Below are 17,367 nucleotides of genomic sequence, written 5' to 3' on the forward strand. Positions count from 1 at the left end.
GCATCGGACGGGAAGAGTGGACCCAGATCCGGGATCGGATCCGATGCTCCACTCTTGGCCGGCGCATCGTTGATCGCGGCCCGCTTTCGTCCGCAGGATGCGCTCGGCCGTCTTCCGATCGCGTTCACCGGGACAAGACCGGTGATGACGTGAGAATTACACATCCGGACCGCACAACCTTTCCACGTCATGGCCGGCCTTGTGCCGGCCATCCCGATGCGGAAAAGCGCCGCGCCACAGACAAGCGGGATCACCGGGACGAGCCCGGTGATGACGTGGAGACGGTGGTCAGGGCCGGTGACAACACCCTCAACGTCATGGCAGCCTCCGCCCTTCCCACGACCCACCCACGTCATGGCCGGCCTCGTGCCGGCCATCCCGATCGGAAAGGCGCGGCGCTTCAAGCCATCGGGATCACCGGGACGAGCCCGGTGATGACACCCTCTCCCCGTCATGGTCGGCCATCCCGATTGTCCGATGCTCAACCCCTTGAGCGGCGCACCGTTCGACGCGAAAAACCGGGTCCACTCTTCACGTCCGACGCGCTAGTCCTTGTCCGGTTGAAGGTCCGCCTCTTCCAGCCAGGAAGGGTCGAGCGTGAACAGGTCCTGCGGCCGGGCGACGCCTCTCAGGGCGTAGCGACCGACCGACACCAGACATGTCCGATCGTCCTCGGCGGCGGTCGAGAAGAAGGCCGACGACACGAGGACGTCCCGCTCGACGGAGCGGCACAGGGCGCCGATCCGGCTGACCTCGTTCACGGCCGGCCCCACGACGGTGAAATCGAGGCGATCCTGGCTGCCGATGTTGCCATAGAAGACCTCGCCGATGTGGAGGCCGAGATAGGCGCTCGTGACCGGCAGGCCGCAGGACCGTCGCTCTTCGTTCAAAGCCCGGATCCTGGATTGCATCAGACGCTCCGCCTTGAGAGCGCATCGGCAGGCGTCGCTCGGATCCTCGTCCCTGAAGATGGCGAGCGTTCCATCTCCGATCAGCTTCAGCACATCGCCGCCCGCCTCGTAGATGGAGGAGATGATCGCCTCGGCATAATCGTTCAGGAACGGGATGATCTGCTCGGGCTCGGCCGTCTCGGTGATGTGAGTGGATCCATGCAGATCGCTGAACCACAGGACGGCCTTGATCCGGTCGGTGACGCCGCGGGCGATGCGGCCATTGAGGACGAGCCGGCCCGCATCGCGGCCGAGATAGGTCTCGACGAGCGTCTTGGCGATGCGCGCGAGCGAGGCGCATTTCATGGCGAGCATCAGGGGAGACGCCAGTTCGCGCAGAAACGTGATCTCATCGTCGCTGAAGCCCGACGGCGCATCGGTCATCCAGGACGAGTAGAACGAATCCATCTCGCCGATGGCGCCCTCCGCCGCGAAGCGATGGATCAGCGCGAGATAGTCCGTCTGGCCCTCGGCGCGCAGGTCCTTGAGAATGGAGAAGTCATCGGGGTGACCAGGCCCGAGGCGCCGCCGCAGGAAGTCCTCGCCGCTGACGTGAAGGTGATAATAGGTGCTCCGGCGCCAGTTCTCCGCGGCCTGCCCCTCCACGTTGGTGCGGCCGTATTCCACGACGGGGGCAAGGCCCTCCTGGTCGTCGCGACGCCAGCGGAACACCCGTCCCTCATGGATCGGGTGCAGCGTGTCGATGACGATGTTCACGCCCGAAACGGGCATGCCTTCCGCGATCAGGCGATCGCAGAAGCCATTCAGGAGCTCGAGCTCCGACATGCCGGTCAGCCCGGCCTCGGTGACCCATTTCGCGATCCTTCCTGCCCCGGCTGAGTCCATGGGGGTCCTTTCACGGCGATTCTGCCGGCCATCCATGACAGCACATCGGGTGGCCGGTCAAAGGCGGGCGCCCTTCAGCGATGGGGTGCCCGCCAGCTATTCGGCCGGCGACGGGCGAGCTCCCGTCGCCGCAGCGGCCTTCGCGGCCCGGCGCTTGAACATCCGCAGGACCACCGTGCGCACGGCCACATAGAAGACCGGCGTCAGGAACAGTCCGAACACGGTCACGCCGAGCATGCCGGCGAACACCGCCGTTCCCAGCGCCTGCCTCATCTCGGCTCCCGGCCCGGTCGCGATGGCAAGAGGCAGAACGCCCAGGATGAACGCGAACGCCGTCATGAGGATCGGGCGCAGCCGGAGCCGGCAGGCTTCGACGACCGCCTCCACGGGGGTCTTGCCGTCGAACTCCGCCTGCCGGGCGAATTCCACGATCAGGATGGCGTTCTTCGCCGCGAGGCCGACGAGAACCACGAGGCCGATCTGGGTCAGGATGTTGTTGTCCTGCCCCCGGATCATCACGCCGATCAGCGCCGAGAGAACGCCCATCGGGACGATCAGGATGATCGCGATGGGCAGGGACCAGCTTTCGTACTGCGCCGCGAGCACGAGGAACACGAACAGCACCGACAGGGCGAAGATGAACACCGCCGTGTTGCCGGTCTGGCGCTCCTGGAACGCCAGTTCCGTCCACTCGAAGCCCATGCCGGGTGACAAACTCTGCCGGATCAGCGACTCCATGGTGTCGAGCGCCTCGCCCGACGAGACGCCGGGCGCGGCGTTCCCCTGCAGGGCCACCGAGGTGAACATGTTGTAGCGCTGGATCAGGTCGGGGCCCGAGACCTCCCGCATCTCGACGAGCGTGCCCAGCGGCACGAGAGCGCCCGTCGACGAGCGGACCCGCAGCCGGTTGATGTCCTCCTGGTCGATCCGGAAGCGCTGGTCCGCCTGCGCGCGAACCTGATAGACGCGGCCGAAGGCATTGAAGTCGTTGACATAGGCCGTGCCGAGGTTGATGCGGAGGGTTTCGAAGATGTTCGGGATGGGCACGTTCAGGATGCTCGCCTTCTGCCGGTCGATCTCCAGATAGACCTGCGGCGAGTTGGCCGAGAAGGTGGTGAAGACGCCGGCCAGATTCGGGTTCTGCCGCGCCTGCCCCATCAGCTGGTAGGCCGTCGCGAGGATCCCGCGCACGTCGTCGCCGGTCCGGTTCTGAAGCTGGACCTTGAATCCGCCCGAATTGCCGAGGCCGCGGACCGGCGGCGGCGGGATGGCGATGATGAACGCCTCCTCGATCTGCTGCATGCGGGCGAAGAGGTCGCCGATGATCTTCGTCCCCGATTCCCCGGCCTCGATGCGCTCGTCGAAAGGCTTGAACGCCGCGAAGATCGCCGCAGCGTTGGTCGCGTTGGTGAAGGTCGCACCCGAGAAGCCCGCGAAGGCGACCGCATTCCGCACGCCGGGCGTCTCCTGGATGATCTTGGAGGCTCTCTGGACCACCGCATCGGTGCGCGACAGGGATGAGCCGTCCGGCAGCTGGATCACCACGATGGCATAGCCCTGGTCGAGCACCGGGATGAAGCCGCGCGGCACGTGATTGGCGATCCACACGGTGCCGGCCAAAAGTCCCACATAGATGGGCAGCACGATCAGCTTGTGACGGGCGAACGCTCCGACCGCCCGGGCGTAGCCGTTCGACGTCACGTCGAAGCCGCGGTTGAACCCGTTGGCCAGCGATCTCCCGAGCCGGGCCGCCGGGTTCCTGGAATGCTCCGGGTTGTGCGGCTTCAGGAGGAATGCCGCCAAGGCCGGCGACAGGGTCAGCGAATTGAAGGCCGAGATCACCGTCGACACGGCGATCGTCAGGGCGAACTGACGGTAGAACTGACCGGAAATGCCCGGAATGAAGGCCGTCGGCACGAACACCGCCACAAGGACCAGCGCGATGGCCACGAGCGCGGTTCCGACCTCGTCCATGGTCGTGTGCGCGGCATCCCGCGGCGACATCCCGAGGGCGATGTTCCGCTCCACGTTCTCCACCACGACGATCGCATCGTCGACCACGATGCCGATGGCCAGGACCAGGCCGAACAGGGTCAGCGTGTTGATCGAGAAGCCGAGGGCCGCCATGAACGCGAAGGTGCCGATCAGCGAAACCGGAATCGCCACGATGGGGATGATCGCCGTGCGCCAGCTCTGCAGGAACACGAACACCACGATCACGACGAGGGCCGTGGCCTCGAAGAGGGTCTTGTAGACCTCGTTCACGCTCTCGGCGATGAATTCCGTGGGATTATAGACGATCTCATAGGCGATCCCCGGGGGGAAATTCGCCTTGAGCTCTTCCATGGTCCGGATGATCTGCTCCGACGCGGCGAGCGCATTGGTGCCGGGCCGCTGAAAAATTCCCAGGGCGACGGCAGGCCTGCCGTTGAGATAGGAATTCGTCACGTAGTCCTGAGCCCCGAGCTCGATGCGGGCCACATCCTGCAGGCGCACGAGACGCCCGTCGCGGGCCTGGACGATGATCTGCCGGAACTGGCGCGGATCCTCGAAGCGCCCCTGGGTGGTCACCGTCAGCTGGAAGGCCGCATCGGTCGGCGTCGGCTCCTGACCCAGGGCGCCGCCCGAGACCTGGACGTTCTGTTCCTGAATGGCGCGCACCACCTCGCTCGACGTCATGCCGTAGGAGGCGAGCTTCTCAGGGTCGAGCCAGATCCGCAGGGAGTATTGCCGCTCCCCGAAGATGATGAGATCGCCTACGCCATCGAGGCGCAGCAGGATGTCACGCACATAGTTGCGGGCATAATTCGAGACGTAAAGCTGATCGTACGAGCCGTCCGGGGAGAGCATGTGCACGACCATCATCAGGTCGGGCGAGCTCTTGAGGGTCGTGACCCCGAGGCGGCGCACCTCCTCGGGCAGGCGCGGCGTCGCAATCGCCACCCGGTTCTGGACGAGCACCTGCGCCTTGTCGAGATCGGTGCCGAGCTTGAACGTGATCGTCAGCGCCATGGCGCCGTCACCGGTGGAATAGGAGGACATGTACAGCATGTCCTCCACACCGTTGACCTGCTGTTCGAGCGGCGTGGCGACCGTTGCCGCGACCGTCTGAGCATCGGCTCCCGGATAGCTCGCCCGGACGACGACGGTCGGCGGCGCGATCTCCGGATACTGCGCGACCGGCAGGGTCGAGTAGGCGATCCCGCCGATGATCAGGAAGAGCGCCGACAGGACTGTCGCGAAGATGGGACGGTCGACGAAGAAATGGGCAAAGCGCATGGAAGCGCCCTCCTCGCGTAGGTTCAGCTGCCGTTTCGTTCCCGGACCGGGGGAAGGGTCGTCATCTGCGGCGTGATCGGCGCGCCGGGCCGGACCCGGACGAGGCCGTTCACGACCACCGTCTCATTGCCGGTCAGTCCGTCACGGATGACCCGGTAGCCGTCGATCCGCGGACCGATCCGCACGGGCTTGAGATTGACGATGTTGTTCTCGCCCACCACGTAGACCACCCGCCGGTCCTGGTCGCTGCCGATGGCCTCGTCGGGCAGGAGGATGCCCTGATAGGGATCGGATGCGCCGACCGTCACGCGGCCGAACAGTCCGGGGGTGAGGAACATGTCCTTGTTCTCGAACACGGCGCGCAGGCGGATCGTGCCGCTGGCCGCGTCGAGCCTGTTGTCCACGAAGTCGAGCAGCCCCTTGCGCTGTCCGAGGCGCTCGTCCGTCAGCGTGAGCACGACCTCGTTCGTCTCGCCATTGGCGGATGTCTTGGTCCCGCCCTTCGCCTGGCGTGAATAGGCAAGATACGAACGCTCGTCCACATCGAAGTAGAACTGGATCGGATCGAGCGAGAGGACGTTGGTCAGGATCGTCTCGTTGGCGTTGACCAGGTTCCCCTCGGAGACGAGCTTGCGCGAAATGCGTCCCGACAGGGGTGACTTGATCTGAGTGAACTCCACGTCGAGCTGGGCCTGCCGCAGGGCCGCCTGGGCCCGGTCCAGCTCGGCCTTCGCGGTCAGAAAGGCTTGCCGCCGCTGGTCGAACAGCTGGTCGGCGATGTTGCCGGTCCGGCGCAGCTGCTCGGCGCGGTCCAGATCGCTCTGAGCGAATTCCAGGCGGACCTGCGAGGACGTGACGGCCGATTGCGCCTGCTCGAGCGTGTTGCGGTACGGACGAGGATCGATGGTGAAGAGGAGATCGCCGGCCTTGACGAAGGTGCCGTCCTGGAAATGAACCTTGTCGAGGTACCCGGACACCCGTGACCTGATATCGACCTGATCGGTGGCCTCGAACCGTCCGATGAAGTCGGTCCGCTCGACGATGTCCTTCACGACGGGTTTCGCGACCGTCACCGGCGGGGGCGGCTGCGCGGGGCCGCCCTGAGCCAGGGCCAGGTTCGCCGATGCGATCCACGACAACAGAACGCTGGAAACAACCAAGGACCGAGGAAAGCGCATGCGTAACCTCCTGAGCGGCATTATCGACGCAGCACTGGACTTCCGAATGTCAGCTTATGGCCCTGTACGCGATGGCGCGCGGGAGAGCTTCTGTTCTTGTTGCGATGCAATACTAGACATCGTTGCGCGCCTGACAAGATGCGCAACATCGAAACGGCGGGATTGCGAAGCCTGCCTCCGCCACGTGGATCGACACCATCCTCGTGAGATTCGAACGAAAGGAACCGAGACCGTATTGTGGGAACACCCCAGACCGGCGACCACCTAGCCGCTTGGCTAGGTGGTCAGGTGTAGGCGTCGCGCAGGTCGAGGGTGCTTTTCTGCCCGATGTGACGGTAATTGTCGGAGAGCCATGTGCGGGCGGCCCTTCTGCCGAGGTCCTTCAGCTCCTTGAAGAAGCTCCATTGGGCGCTGAGCCGCGACGCGGCGGTGAACTCGTCGAGCTTTTCACCTCCATGGATCCGGTGCATGAAGACCCGCTTGTAGTCCTTGGTCGAAAGCTTGCCCTCGTCGATGAGCCGGGTCACGAACTCGATCGACCTGAACTGCTGCAGCAGGTTGGCATTGAAGGTGACCTCGGTCAGGCGATTCTGGATCTCCTGCACGGTCCGCGGGGTCGAGCGGCGTTCGATCGGATTGATCTGGACCAGCAGGATGTCGTCCGACATCGTTTCGTAGAAGAGCGGAAAAAGCGCCGGATTGCCCGTATAGCCGCCATCCCAGTACGGCTCCCCGTCGATCTCGACGGCCCTGAAGATCATCGGCAGGCAGGCCGAGGCCAGCACGTGGTCGACGGTCAGTTCCGGGCCTTTGAAGATCCGGATCTTCCCGGACCAGACATTGGTTGCTGCGATGAACAGCTTCGCATCCTTGCAGGCCCTGACCCGCTCGAAATCGATCAGGCTGGTCAGGGCATCGCGCAGGGGATTGATGTCGAGGGGATTGAGATCGTAGGGGCTTGCGACCCGGGACCATGCATCGAACCAGAGATGGGAGGACTCGTTCATGCTCCAGTAGCTCAGCAGACGGTCGAACAGGGACCGCTGGAGCGGCGAGAGCACGCCGTCGAGGCTCACCCGCTTCCAGAACGTGCGCAGTTGCTCGCGGGCGCCGTCCCGTCCACCTTCGAGCCATCCCTCGAAGAGCACGACGGCATTCATGGAGCCGGCGCTCGCCCCCGTGATCGCCTCGATGGTGAGACGCCCGTCCTCGAGAAGATAGTCGAGCACACCCCAGGTGAAGGCTCCGTGCGCGCCGCCGCCCTGGAGCGCCAGCGATATCGACTTCTCGGCATTGGGGCACTGAAGCCCCCGCACAGGGCTTTTGTGGCTTTCCGCTCGACCCGTCATCGGATGCTCCTGTCGTCGACCGGGAGACTACCACGATGGGAGATCGGGAGCGCAAGTGACGGCGGTGCCCATCGCAGGACGCGGCACTCACGAGACAACGAGCGGTTCCGACGAGCTTGGCTTTGTGACCAGGGCGGGCTTTACTGATTCGACTCCATCGAGGACGCGTGCCGATGAGCCAGTTCTTCACCGACCTGATCACCCTGTGGGTCGTCATCGACCCGATCGGAACCCTCCCGGTGTTTCTTGCCGTCACGGCCGGCATGAGTGCCGCGACCGCCCGGCGAACGGCTCTGCGGGCCACGGTGGCGGCCTTCTTCGTCCTCCTGTTCTTCGTGGTGGCCGGACAGGTGCTGCTTCAGGCCATGGACATCAATCTCGACGCCTTCCAGATCGCCGGCAGCATCGTTCTTTTCCTGTTTGCCCTCACGATGATTTTCGGAGAGCCGAAGGCGGAATCCGAAGAAAAAGATATCGTCACCTCGGATGTGGACCGTTCGATCTACCCGCTGGCCATCCCCTCCATCGCCGGTCCGGGCGCCATGCTGGCGGTCGTATCGCTCACGGACAACAGCAAGTTCGACCTCTCAGAACAGGCCGAGACGGTCGCCCAGATGGCCCTCGTCCTGCTCGTCACGCTGGCGCTCATGCTGATGGCGTCTCGGATCATCAAGTTCATCGGCGACGCAGGCGCCAGCGTCATCAGCCGGGTCATGGGGCTCATTCTCGCCAGCGTGGCCGTGAACGGGATCGTCCTGGGCATCAAGCAGGCGTTCAACCTTGCCCCTTAGAGCATCGGATGGATCCCAAACGTGCAAGTCCACTTTTGGGTCCGATGCTTTAGAGCTGCTTCCACTCACGTGGAATCATCTCTCTTCTTGGCCTCGCCGCATCGTCTGACGGTGAACCGGATCCACTTCACCGGAAAATGCTCCAGGGCATGGACCGCGGGCTGATACCCGTTGAAAAAGCGGAGCCTTGGCGAGGAGATGGTGGGCCCGGCAGGACTCGAACCTGCAACCAGACCGTTATGAGCGGCCGGCTCTAACCATTGAGCTACAGGCCCTTCCGAGGAAGGCAAGGGAACCTCTAAGGGAAGGAAAGCCGTCCGTCACCCCTTGCATGGCGGAAGGCGTGGCTCTCGTCCGGGCCCGAAGTCCCGACGGGAGGAGCGGTCCCGGATCGGGACCGATCATGTTCCTGTAATACATCTCAAAAGCCGTCAAGCCGGTTTCGCGCGGGCCTGACCGGGCCGGCTGTCGCATGACCCCTCGACGGCTCTGAAACCGGGAGCCCTCTTGACCCCTGCCGGGTTCGGCCATCTGTCTGCTTTCATGGCCGAATCGGATCGCCCGGGCCGGACAGGACAGGGAGGACAGGATGGGGCTGCTGATCGACGGCGTCTGGCAGGACCAGTGGTACGACACCAAGAGCACCGGCGGACGCTTCGTGCGCAAGGCATCGGCCTTCCGCAACTGGGTCACCGCCGACGGCTCGCCGGGTCCGACCGGAGACGGCGGCTTCAAGGCGGAGGCAGGACGCTATCATCTGTACGTGTCGCTCGCCTGCCCCTGGGCCCATCGCACCCTGATCATGCGCAGGCTCAAGGGCCTGGAGGGGATGATCGGCCTTTCCGTCGTGCACTGGCGCATGCTCGAGCATGGCTGGACCTTCGAGGAAGGTCCCGGCGTCATCCCGGACCCGATCCGTCAGGCGCGCTATCTCCATCAGGTCTACACGGCCGCGCAGCCCGACTACACCGGCCGCGTCACGGTGCCGGTGCTCTGGGACAAGGCGACCGGGACGATCGTGAACAACGAATCCGCCGAGATCATCCGCATGATGAACGCGGCCTTCGACGGGATCGGCGCCACGCCGGGAGACTACTGTCCGCTGGACCGGAAGGAGGAGATCGACAGCCTGAACGCCCGCGTCTACGACAATGTCAACAACGGCGTCTACAAGGCGGGCTTCGCGACCACGCAGCAGGCCTACGAGGAGGCCGTGCGCCCGCTCTTCGAAACCCTCGACTGGCTCGACGAGCGCCTCTCCTCCCGCCGCTATCTCTGCGGCGACCGGCTGACCGAGGCCGACATCAGGCTGTTCACGACCCTGGTGCGCTTCGACCCGGTCTATGTCGGGCACTTCAAATGCAACCTGCGCCGAATCGCCGACTACCCGAACCTCTCGGGCTATCTGCGCGACATCTACCAGACGGACGGCATCGCCGGGACGGTGAACATGGCGCACATCAAGGGGCATTACTACGAGAGCCACAGGACCATCAATCCCGCAGGGATCGTGCCGGCCGGACCGATTCTCGACCTCGACGCGCCGCACGGTCGCGAGAAGTCTCAAGGCTTGTAGATCTCGACCGCTTCGGCGAATCCTTCGACCTCGTGGGCTCCGAGGGGCGAAGGATTGCCCCAGAGATGCTCGACGAAGGGCTTCGACATGAGCAGCGGCTCGCCGAGGCTCTTGTTCAGCTCGGCGATGCGGCTGGCGAGGTTCACGTCGCGGCCGATCACCGTGAAATCCAGGCGCTGGCCCGATCCGACATTGCCGTAGGCGGCGTCGCCGTGGTGGAGCGCGAAGCCCACGTTGATCGGCACCGGGAAGCGGCCCTCGTTGTTGGCCGCCTCGATGCGTCGCAGCGCCTTCGTGGCCGCGGTGAGCGCCGATTGCGCGGCCCCGCCCGTATCGTCGCCCTTGTCCCGCACGATGGCGAGAAGCCCGTCGCCCAGATATTTCAGCACCTCGCCACCCTCGTCCTCGATGGGCGGCACGAGGCAGTCGAAATAGTTGTTCAGGAGATCGACCGCGCTCTCGGGGCTCAGGGTCGAGGAGATATGCGTGTAGTCGCGCATGTCGGCGAACAGGATGGCCGAGCGGATGCGCGTCACCTGCCCGCGCTGGATGGCGCCCGACAGGATCGCCTTGTGAGGATCGTCGCCCACATAGATGCGCAGCACCTCGTCGAGCCGGTTGCTCGTCGCGCGAAGTTCGGTCACGAGGGCAAAGGACGGGATGACCATGCGCAGGATCGTCAGCTCCCGTGTGCCGAATCCCTGCGCCGACCGGGTCGCGAACGAGATCGCGTTCTCGGCCCCGTTGGTGAAGCGGATCGGGATGGTCACGTAGTGGCGGTAGCCCGCCTCCTTCAGCTCCGGGATGATCGGGAACAGGTCGTCCGGGGTGTTCGCGAGATCCAGGACGAGCCACTGGCCCGTCCGGTTCACGTGGGCGAAGGGGCTCGTCTGGTAGACGGTCTCGCGGCGGTCGCCATGGGGCAGGTAGCGGACCACAGTCCCCTCCTCCCGGGTCCAGAAGCGCCCGATGCCGGCATATTCCGAATGCAGGGTCTCGATGGCCGAGACCGCCCGGTCGATCGGCAGGCCGAGCTCGATCAGCCGGTCGAGGAAGCCCGACAGCACCTCGTTGGGATCCTCCATCTGGCCGGCGACCGTGATCAGCCAGTCCCGTAATGCGATGACGCGCGCGAGGCTTTCGGCGTCGAGGCTTCGCGCCATCGTCAGCAGGTCGTCCGAGGAGATCGAAGGGAGCGAGGGTGACATCATATGGCCAAGGTGTGTTGCCCCCGCGGATCCTTCAAGCCGCGGGAAAACTTTCCATCATCAAAGCTGGGATCCCCGGCACCAAAGGGCAATGGCTTTGACAGAAGCCGGCCGCCGGAATAGAGCCAAGCCATGGCAAGCATCGAACCGCTTTTCGTCACCAAAGTCTACCGCGCCGAGATGACGGGCGCCAAGTCCGAGCGTCGCAACGCGGAGCTGGAGGCGGCCTGCCTGTCCATCGCCGAGGACGACGAGGCCGGCCAGCGCTGGTGCGACAAGCACGGCTATCCGGGCTATACGTCCTACGCGTCCCTGAATGACCTGCCCTGGCGGGTGCCTGTCTTCGGCGAGCTCCTGAAGGACCTCGACAAGCACGTGGCGGCCTTCGCCAAGGAGCTCGAATTCGATCTCCAGGGCCGCAAGCTCGTGCTCGACAGCCTGTGGATCAACATCCTCCCGCCCGGCGGCATCCACACCTCGCACATCCACCCGCATTCCGTGATCAGCGGCACCTACTACGTGACGATCCCGGAAGGCGCGAGCGCGCTCAAGCTCGAGGATCCGCGCCTCGGATTCATGATGGCCGCCCCGCCGCGCAAGGCCAAGGCGCGTCCGGAGAACCGGCAGTTCGCCTATATGAAGCCGGTCCCCGGGACGGTCCTGCTCTGGGAAAGCTGGCTGCGCCACGAGGTGCCCTTGAACGAGGCCGAAAGCGAGCGCATCAGCGTAAGCTTCAATTATTCCTGGCAGTAGGGGCTGTCAGCGCATCGTGCGGACCCAGAGGGCCGCGTCAGCGACCCGAAGGGCCGAACGATGCGCCGCTTCAGGAATTGAGCATCGGATCGATCCCAAAAGCGGGTCCACTTTTCACGTCCGATGCTTTCGTCCGCGGGACTTGGTCGGTCGGGTGGCCTCCGTCGACAGGCGCACTGACCGTCCATAAGCGCTCTGACCCTCATGGCCGGTGATGACGACGGTGGGGACCTTCCGGTCGAGCGCCGGGTCAGGGTTCGGACATCCCCGTCGGGCCGCCCCTCAGACCTCCGCCCACATCCGGAACAGATTGGCGCTGCTCTTCGCCAGGAGGTCGAATTCCGGCGTCTTGCCGGACTGGGCGAAGAGGCTGCGCTTGGCCGTCTCCAGATCGAACAGAAGCTCGCGCCGGGCGCTGTCGCGCACATAGCTCTGGGCCCAGCCCACGGCCACGACCCGCTCGCCGCGGGTGACGGGCGCAACCCGGTGCAGGCTCGTCGAATCATAGGCGACGAGGTGACCGGCCGGCAGCTTCACCTCCTCCTCGCCGGAGACCGATTCGATCACGAGTTCTCCGCCATCATAGGATTCCGGATCGGCCAGGAAGAGCGTGAAGGACACATCGGTGCGAAGACCGTTCATCAGCGGATTGTCCACATGCGACCCGTAGGCCTTGCCCTCGCCGTATCGAGCGAAGGTCAGCGGCGTCAGCACTTTCGGGCGCACGGCGAGGCTGAAGACCTCGTTGCCGAGGATTGCCGTCGAGACCTTGTCCCGGAGCAGCGTGAGCGCGGCGCCTTCACGGGCCTGCTCGTTGTCCTTGACGAGCCTCGCGCTCCACCCGGCCGTGGCGCGGCCGTCCTCGAAACGCATGGCGCCCAAAGTGGCCCGAACCTCCTCGAGGTCGGCCGGAGGGAGGATGTCCGCGATCGTGATGAGCATGATGGGCACCTTCGGGCTTGCCAGGAATCCCCATATTCGGTAGCTAAGCCCTTGTAAAGACACGCAGTTTTTAGTCGTTCTAAACTAGCCGGCAGTCGCTGCCGCGCCGAGGGGAAACCATGAAGAAACGGAAGATCTGGGCGGGCCTGAGCTCCGCCGTCCTGGCTGCTGCGCCGGCCGCCGCGCAGGCGACGGCCCTGCACGTCCAGCCCCAGGCCGGGATCGAGGCCAAGGCCGACCAGACCCTGCTCCAGCTTGCTCAGCATCAAGGCCACGCGGCACCGGCCGCGACGGCGGGCGGCGATGGAGAGGGCGAAGGCGGCGGTGCCGCCCAGCTGCCGGCGCCCATCCACGTCTATCGCGGCATCGAGATGATCCGGGGCCATCTCCTGGTCGGCGCGGAGCTGATCGAGGCGGGCCGCTGGGCCGACGCCCTGCCCCACTTCCTGCATCCGGAGGAAGAGATCTACGGCAGCATCCGCGATCAGCTGAAGACCTTCAACATCGCCCCCTTCCAGGCGGCCCTGAAATCCCTGTCCCAGACCGTGAAGGCGAAGAACAAGGACGCCTACGCCCGCGCCCGCGCGGCCATCGACGAGCGTCTGGCCGCCGCCGAGACGGCCGTGAAGGCGAAGCAGGAGAACGGCACCTATTTCGTGCTCGAAACGGCTCTCGAGGTTCTGCAGCAGGCCGCCGACGAGTACGAGGAGGCGGTCGAGAAGGGCCGCATCGCCAACGTGGTCGAGTACCAGGATGCGCGGGGCTTCGTGCTGGAGGTGGATCGCCTCGTGGGGACGGTCATGCCCGCCGCCTCGGCCAAGAGCGCCGACGCCGCCAAGGCCCTGCAGGCGAGCCTCGACGACCTGAAGGCCACCTTCCCGGCCGTGACGCCGCCCAAGCAGGCCGTCAAGGATATCAGCCAGTTCCTGAGCGACGTCTCGAAGTTCGAGCTGCAGCTCGGAAACTTCCACTAACCTTCATGCTGCGCAAAGGCTTCGCCAGGACCGGCCGAGGATTCGCAGGCCTTGCGCTCGCGGTCCTCGTCGGCGGAGCGGCCGACACATCCGCTCCGCTCGACATCGCCCATTGGCGGCAGGCCTTTGCGCGTCCGGACCACGCGCCGAACCCGGCCGGCAATCCGGCCACCCCGGAGAAGGTGGCGCTCGGCGCGAAGCTGTTCGAGGATGCCCGCCTGTCGGGCGCCGGCGACGTGGCCTGCGCGAGCTGCCACCAGGCCGAGCTGTCCTTCTCCGACGGCGTCGACCGCCATGTCGGTCATGACGGGCAGCCCCTCGACCGGCGGACGCCCCCTCTCTGGAACTTGGCCTGGGGCCTGTCCTTGTTCTGGGACGGCCGGGCTCCGAGCCTGGAGGCGCAGGCCATGGTGCCCATCGAGAACGAGCGCGAGATGGCCGGCAACCTGCAGACCGCCCTGCGCACGCTGTCCGCCGATCCGCAGATCCGTCAGGGATTCGCGCAGGCTTTCCCGGATGATCCGGCGGTCACGCAGGCCAATCTGGCCAAGGCCTTGGCGGCTTTCCAGCGCACGCTCGTCTCGCCGGAAACCCGGTTCGACCGCTGGGTCAAGGGTGACGATGCGGCGCTGGAGCCCGACGAGCTCGCGGGCTTCTCCCTGTTCGTCGGAAAAGCCGGCTGCGTGGCCTGCCACCACGGCTGGCGCTTCACCGATGAAGCCTTCCACGACATCGGCCTGGCGAGCGAGGACAAGGGCCGCGGACCCGTTCTCCGCGTCGGCGCGGCGGATCATGCCTTCAAGACGCCGAGCCTGCGCGAGCGGGTCTGGTCGGCCCCCTACATGCACGACGGCTCGCTGGCGACCTTCGAGGATGTGATCGATCATTATGCCGGGCACGTGGTGCAGCGCCCCACCCTCTCGGCCGACATTCCACGGCGGATCGCGCTCAGCGAGGGCGAACGCGCGCAGCTCGTCGCGTTCCTCAACACCCTGTCCAGCGACGACCCTCCCCGCCCGGCGAGCCTGCCGGCGCGGACGATGACCCTGGGTGATGTTGCCGATGCGGTCCCGGCCTCCACGGTCAGCCAGAAGGACCGGCGCTTCACGCCGGGCGCCATCCTCCTGAAGCTGGGCGAGGCCCTGCGCATTCTCAACGACGACACCCGCGTCCACAACGTGCGCCTCGACGGGCCGGGAAAGAGCTTCAGCTCCGACGCCCAGAACCCGGGCGATACGGTCACGATCGGGTTCGATCAGCCCGGCCATTACGACGTGATCTGCGGCATCCACCCGGAAATGCGCCTGAGCGTGGACGTGGCCCAGTCCCGCTGAGGACGCGCCGACGGAATGAGAAATACACGCCTCGTTTCCGGCGACACGGCCCCGAAGGCTGCGCTAGAACAGGGTCATGCCCATGCTCCGCGACGACGACACTCTCTTTGCCGCCCTGATCGCCCGCGATCCGTCCTATGACGGGTTCGCCTATGTGGGCGTGAAGACGACCGGGATCTTCTGCCGATTGACCTGCCCGGCCCGGAAGCCGAAGCGCCAGAACGTGGTGTTCTTCTCCTGCCGGGATGCCGCCCAGGACGCAGGCTTTCGTCCCTGCCTGCGCTGCAGGCCCCTCGACCTCAGGCGCCCGACGAGCGGCGCGCTCGACCCCTTGCGGGACCGGATCAGGGCCGAACCGGAGCGGCGGTGGAGCGCCGAGGACGTGCGGGCTCTCGGCTACGATCCTTCCACCGTGCGGCGCGCGTTCCAGCGCGAATACGGCGTGACGTTCGTGCAATATGCGCGCTCGCAGCGGCTCGGACGCGCGGTGAGCACGTTGCAGCAGGGAGGCTCGGTGATGGAGGCCCAGCTCGATGCCGGCTACGAATCCGGCAGCGGGTTTCGCGACGCGATCAGCCGGCTCATCGGCGATGCGCCGATCCGCATGCCGGCCCGGCAGATCCTGACCGCGCAATGGATCGACACGCCCATCGGGGCCATGCTGGCCGTGGCCGACGACGCGGGCGTGCACCTGCTCGAATTCGCCGAGCGCAAGGCGCTTCCGACCGAGATCGCGCGGCTGCGCAGGCGCGTCGGGCCGATCTCCTTCGGGCGGCACCCGATGCTCGATGCGCTCGCCGGGCAGCTGGAGCCGTATTTCGCCGGCCGCTCGGCTTCCTTCACCGTTCCGATCGCTCAGAAGGGCACGCCGTTCGAGACCACGGTGTGGGAGGCGCTGCGGCGGATTCCCGCCGGACACACGCGCAGCTACGGCGAGATCGCCAGGCTCATCGATCGACCCGACGCGCCCCGCGCGGTGGCGCGGGCGAACGGAGCCAACCAGGTGGCGATCGTCGTTCCCTGCCATCGCGTGATCGGCGCCGACGGTTCGCTCACCGGCTATGGCGGCAAGATCTGGCGCAAGCAATGGCTGCTCGAGCACGAGCGACGGATCACGGCAACGATCTCCAAGGGGTAAGGACATGGCGGATCAAATCACCAAAGCGGCGACGTTCAAGGCTCTTCACGTTCGGGGACAGCCGGTCATCCTGTTCAACGTCTGGGACGCGGGCAGCGCCAAGGCGGTGGCCGTGAGCGGCGCGAAGGCGCTCGCCACCGGGAGCTGGTCGGTCGCGGCAGCCCACGGCTTCGACGACGGCGAGCACATGCCGTTCGACCTCGCCATCGCCAACCTGGAGCGCATCGTGGCGGCATCCGACCTGCCGGTCACCATCGATCTGGAGAGCGGCTACGGGGACGGTCCCGACGAGGTCGGGGCGAACGTCGCCCGCGCCGTGCGGGCCGGCGCCATCGGCTGCAATCTCGAGGACGGGTTCCGCGAATCGACCCTGCGCGACGCCGCCGACCAGGCGGCCCGGCTCAAGGGCGCCAGGGCGGCGGCCGACAGGCTCGGGGTCCGGGCCTTTCTGAATGCGCGCACGGACGTGTTCCTGATCGCGTCCGCGGATCAGCACGAGGGCCTCGTCGCAACGGCTCTGGACCGCGCCCGCGCCTATGCGGATGCCGGTGCCGACGGGTTCTTCGTGCCGGGCCTTGCCGACGAGAGGCTGATCGCCCGCATCGTCGAAGGCTCGACCCTGCCGGTGAACATCATGGCGAGCGGGCGGACCCCGGCGGCCGCGCGGCTCGCCGAGCTCGGCGTCGCCCGCATCAGCCATGGACCGGGCCCCTATCGCATGGCGATGAAAGCCCTGGAGGAGGCCGCGCGGGCCGCCCTGATCTGAGGGAGCGCGGCCGGCGACAGGCTCGGGCCCTCTCCCGTCGTGGCCGGGCTCGTCCCGGCCATCCCGATCCGGAAAAGCGCGACGCTCTGCCCATGGGGATCACCGGCACGAGGCCGGTGACGACGTCGCGAGCCATGACGCCCGATGGGCGAAACGTTAGAGCCTCGGACGTGAAAAGTGGACACCCCTTTTAGGATTTATCCGAGGCTCCTTCTCTTGACCGGCGCATCGGATGAGACGGACCCAGCGGGCCGCGCCAGCGAAAACCGGGTCCACTTTTCAC

General features: G+C 66.0%; 13 protein-coding genes and 1 tRNA gene. 7 read left to right on the forward strand and 7 right to left on the reverse strand.

The window, feature by feature from the left end; genetic code table 11:
- Positions 1-545 precede the first annotated feature (545 nt).
- From OCW50_RS04850 to OCW50_RS04865, 4 genes are all read right to left on the reverse strand, one after another.
- Positions 546-1,796, reverse strand: coding sequence for an adenylate/guanylate cyclase domain-containing protein (locus tag OCW50_RS04850; protein ID WP_262268116.1), 1,251 nt, complete (start codon positions 1,794-1,796; stop codon positions 546-548).
- Positions 1,797-1,892: 96 nt separating this feature from the next.
- Entirely contained in the window at positions 1,893-5,075 is a 3,183-nt protein-coding gene (locus OCW50_RS04855; protein ID WP_262296630.1) for an efflux RND transporter permease subunit, read from the reverse strand.
- A gap of 23 nt (positions 5,076-5,098) precedes the next feature.
- Positions 5,099-6,253 (reverse strand): efflux RND transporter periplasmic adaptor subunit, encoded by a 1,155-nt coding sequence (locus OCW50_RS04860; protein ID WP_262296631.1) that lies wholly within the window; start codon positions 6,251-6,253, stop codon positions 5,099-5,101.
- A 284-nt stretch (positions 6,254-6,537) separates the two neighbouring features.
- A complete protein-coding gene (locus tag OCW50_RS04865) occupies positions 6,538-7,602 on the reverse strand; it encodes a patatin-like phospholipase family protein (RefSeq protein WP_262269559.1) in 1,065 nt (354 codons plus the stop codon).
- 173 nt (positions 7,603-7,775) lie between these two features.
- Here OCW50_RS04865 and OCW50_RS04870 point away from each other — a divergent pair, with 173 nt between their 5' ends.
- Positions 7,776-8,393 (forward strand): MarC family protein, encoded by a 618-nt coding sequence (locus OCW50_RS04870; RefSeq protein ID WP_262269560.1) that lies wholly within the window; start codon positions 7,776-7,778, stop codon positions 8,391-8,393.
- Between the two features lie 199 nt (positions 8,394-8,592).
- Here the strand turns inward: OCW50_RS04870 and OCW50_RS04875 are convergent.
- A tRNA-Ile gene (locus OCW50_RS04875) sits at positions 8,593-8,668 on the reverse strand.
- Positions 8,669-8,982: 314 nt separating this feature from the next.
- Between OCW50_RS04875 and OCW50_RS04880 the strand changes: the two genes are divergently transcribed.
- Complete coding sequence (locus OCW50_RS04880; protein WP_262296632.1) at positions 8,983-9,969, forward strand: glutathione S-transferase family protein; 987 nt, start codon at positions 8,983-8,985, stop codon at positions 9,967-9,969.
- Here OCW50_RS04880 and OCW50_RS04885 read toward each other — a convergent pair.
- A complete protein-coding gene (locus OCW50_RS04885; protein ID WP_262269628.1) occupies positions 9,957-11,132 on the reverse strand; it encodes an adenylate/guanylate cyclase domain-containing protein in 1,176 nt (391 codons plus the stop codon). The genes OCW50_RS04880 and OCW50_RS04885 overlap by 13 nt on opposite strands.
- A gap of 177 nt (positions 11,133-11,309) precedes the next feature.
- On the opposite strand from OCW50_RS04885, the gene OCW50_RS04890 reads away from it, so the two are divergent.
- Positions 11,310-11,930 (forward strand): TIGR02466 family protein, encoded by a 621-nt coding sequence (locus OCW50_RS04890; RefSeq protein WP_262269616.1) that lies wholly within the window; start codon positions 11,310-11,312, stop codon positions 11,928-11,930.
- A 282-nt stretch (positions 11,931-12,212) separates the two neighbouring features.
- Here OCW50_RS04890 and OCW50_RS04895 read toward each other — a convergent pair whose 3' ends face one another.
- Entirely contained in the window at positions 12,213-12,872 is a 660-nt protein-coding gene (locus OCW50_RS04895) for a Fe2+-dependent dioxygenase (RefSeq protein ID WP_262296633.1), read from the reverse strand.
- Between the two features lie 119 nt (positions 12,873-12,991).
- Between OCW50_RS04895 and OCW50_RS04900 the strand changes: the two genes are divergently transcribed.
- From OCW50_RS04900 to OCW50_RS04915, 4 genes are all read left to right on the forward strand, one after another.
- Positions 12,992-13,846 carry a 4-helix bundle domain-containing protein gene (locus tag OCW50_RS04900; RefSeq protein ID WP_262296634.1) on the forward strand — a complete coding sequence of 285 codons (855 nt, stop codon included), beginning with the start codon at positions 12,992-12,994 and terminating at the stop codon, positions 13,844-13,846.
- A gap of 5 nt (positions 13,847-13,851) precedes the next feature.
- Positions 13,852-15,180 carry a cytochrome c peroxidase gene (locus OCW50_RS04905; RefSeq protein WP_262296635.1) on the forward strand — a complete coding sequence of 443 codons (1,329 nt, stop codon included), beginning with the start codon at positions 13,852-13,854 and terminating at the stop codon, positions 15,178-15,180.
- An 82-nt stretch (positions 15,181-15,262) separates the two neighbouring features.
- Positions 15,263-16,318, forward strand: a complete 1,056-nt coding sequence (locus OCW50_RS04910; RefSeq protein WP_262296705.1) for a bifunctional transcriptional activator/DNA repair enzyme AdaA — start codon at positions 15,263-15,265, stop codon at positions 16,316-16,318.
- 4 nt (positions 16,319-16,322) lie between these two features.
- Complete coding sequence (locus OCW50_RS04915; RefSeq protein ID WP_262296636.1) at positions 16,323-17,084, forward strand: isocitrate lyase/PEP mutase family protein; 762 nt, start codon at positions 16,323-16,325, stop codon at positions 17,082-17,084.
- The last annotated feature ends 283 nt before the right edge of the window (positions 17,085-17,367 follow it).

Origin of the sequence: Microvirga sesbaniae (assembly GCF_025460805.1) — a bacterium.
Lineage (GTDB): Bacteria > Pseudomonadota > Alphaproteobacteria > Rhizobiales > Beijerinckiaceae > Microvirga > Microvirga sesbaniae.

Coding starts and splice junctions, on each gene's coding strand:
- OCW50_RS04865 (WP_262269559.1), bottom strand. CDS start 7,602: ATGACGGGTCGAGCGGAAAGCCACAAAAGCCCTGTGCGGGGGCTTCAG.
- OCW50_RS04905 (WP_262296635.1), top strand. CDS start 13,852: ATGCTGCGCAAAGGCTTCGCCAGGACCGGCCGAGGATTCGCAGGCCTT.
- OCW50_RS04880 (WP_262296632.1), top strand. CDS start 8,983: ATGGGGCTGCTGATCGACGGCGTCTGGCAGGACCAGTGGTACGACACC.
- OCW50_RS04910 (WP_262296705.1), top strand. CDS start 15,263: ATGCTCCGCGACGACGACACTCTCTTTGCCGCCCTGATCGCCCGCGAT.
- OCW50_RS04850 (WP_262268116.1), bottom strand. CDS start 1,796: ATGGACTCAGCCGGGGCAGGAAGGATCGCGAAATGGGTCACCGAGGCC.
- OCW50_RS04890 (WP_262269616.1), top strand. CDS start 11,310: ATGGCAAGCATCGAACCGCTTTTCGTCACCAAAGTCTACCGCGCCGAG.
- OCW50_RS04860 (WP_262296631.1), bottom strand. CDS start 6,253: ATGCGCTTTCCTCGGTCCTTGGTTGTTTCCAGCGTTCTGTTGTCGTGG.
- OCW50_RS04915 (WP_262296636.1), top strand. CDS start 16,323: ATGGCGGATCAAATCACCAAAGCGGCGACGTTCAAGGCTCTTCACGTT.
- OCW50_RS04870 (WP_262269560.1), top strand. CDS start 7,776: ATGAGCCAGTTCTTCACCGACCTGATCACCCTGTGGGTCGTCATCGAC.
- OCW50_RS04900 (WP_262296634.1), top strand. CDS start 12,992: ATGAAGAAACGGAAGATCTGGGCGGGCCTGAGCTCCGCCGTCCTGGCT.
- OCW50_RS04895 (WP_262296633.1), bottom strand. CDS start 12,872: ATGCTCATCACGATCGCGGACATCCTCCCTCCGGCCGACCTCGAGGAG.
- OCW50_RS04855 (WP_262296630.1), bottom strand. CDS start 5,075: ATGCGCTTTGCCCATTTCTTCGTCGACCGTCCCATCTTCGCGACAGTC.
- OCW50_RS04885 (WP_262269628.1), bottom strand. CDS start 11,132: ATGGCGCGAAGCCTCGACGCCGAAAGCCTCGCGCGCGTCATCGCATTA.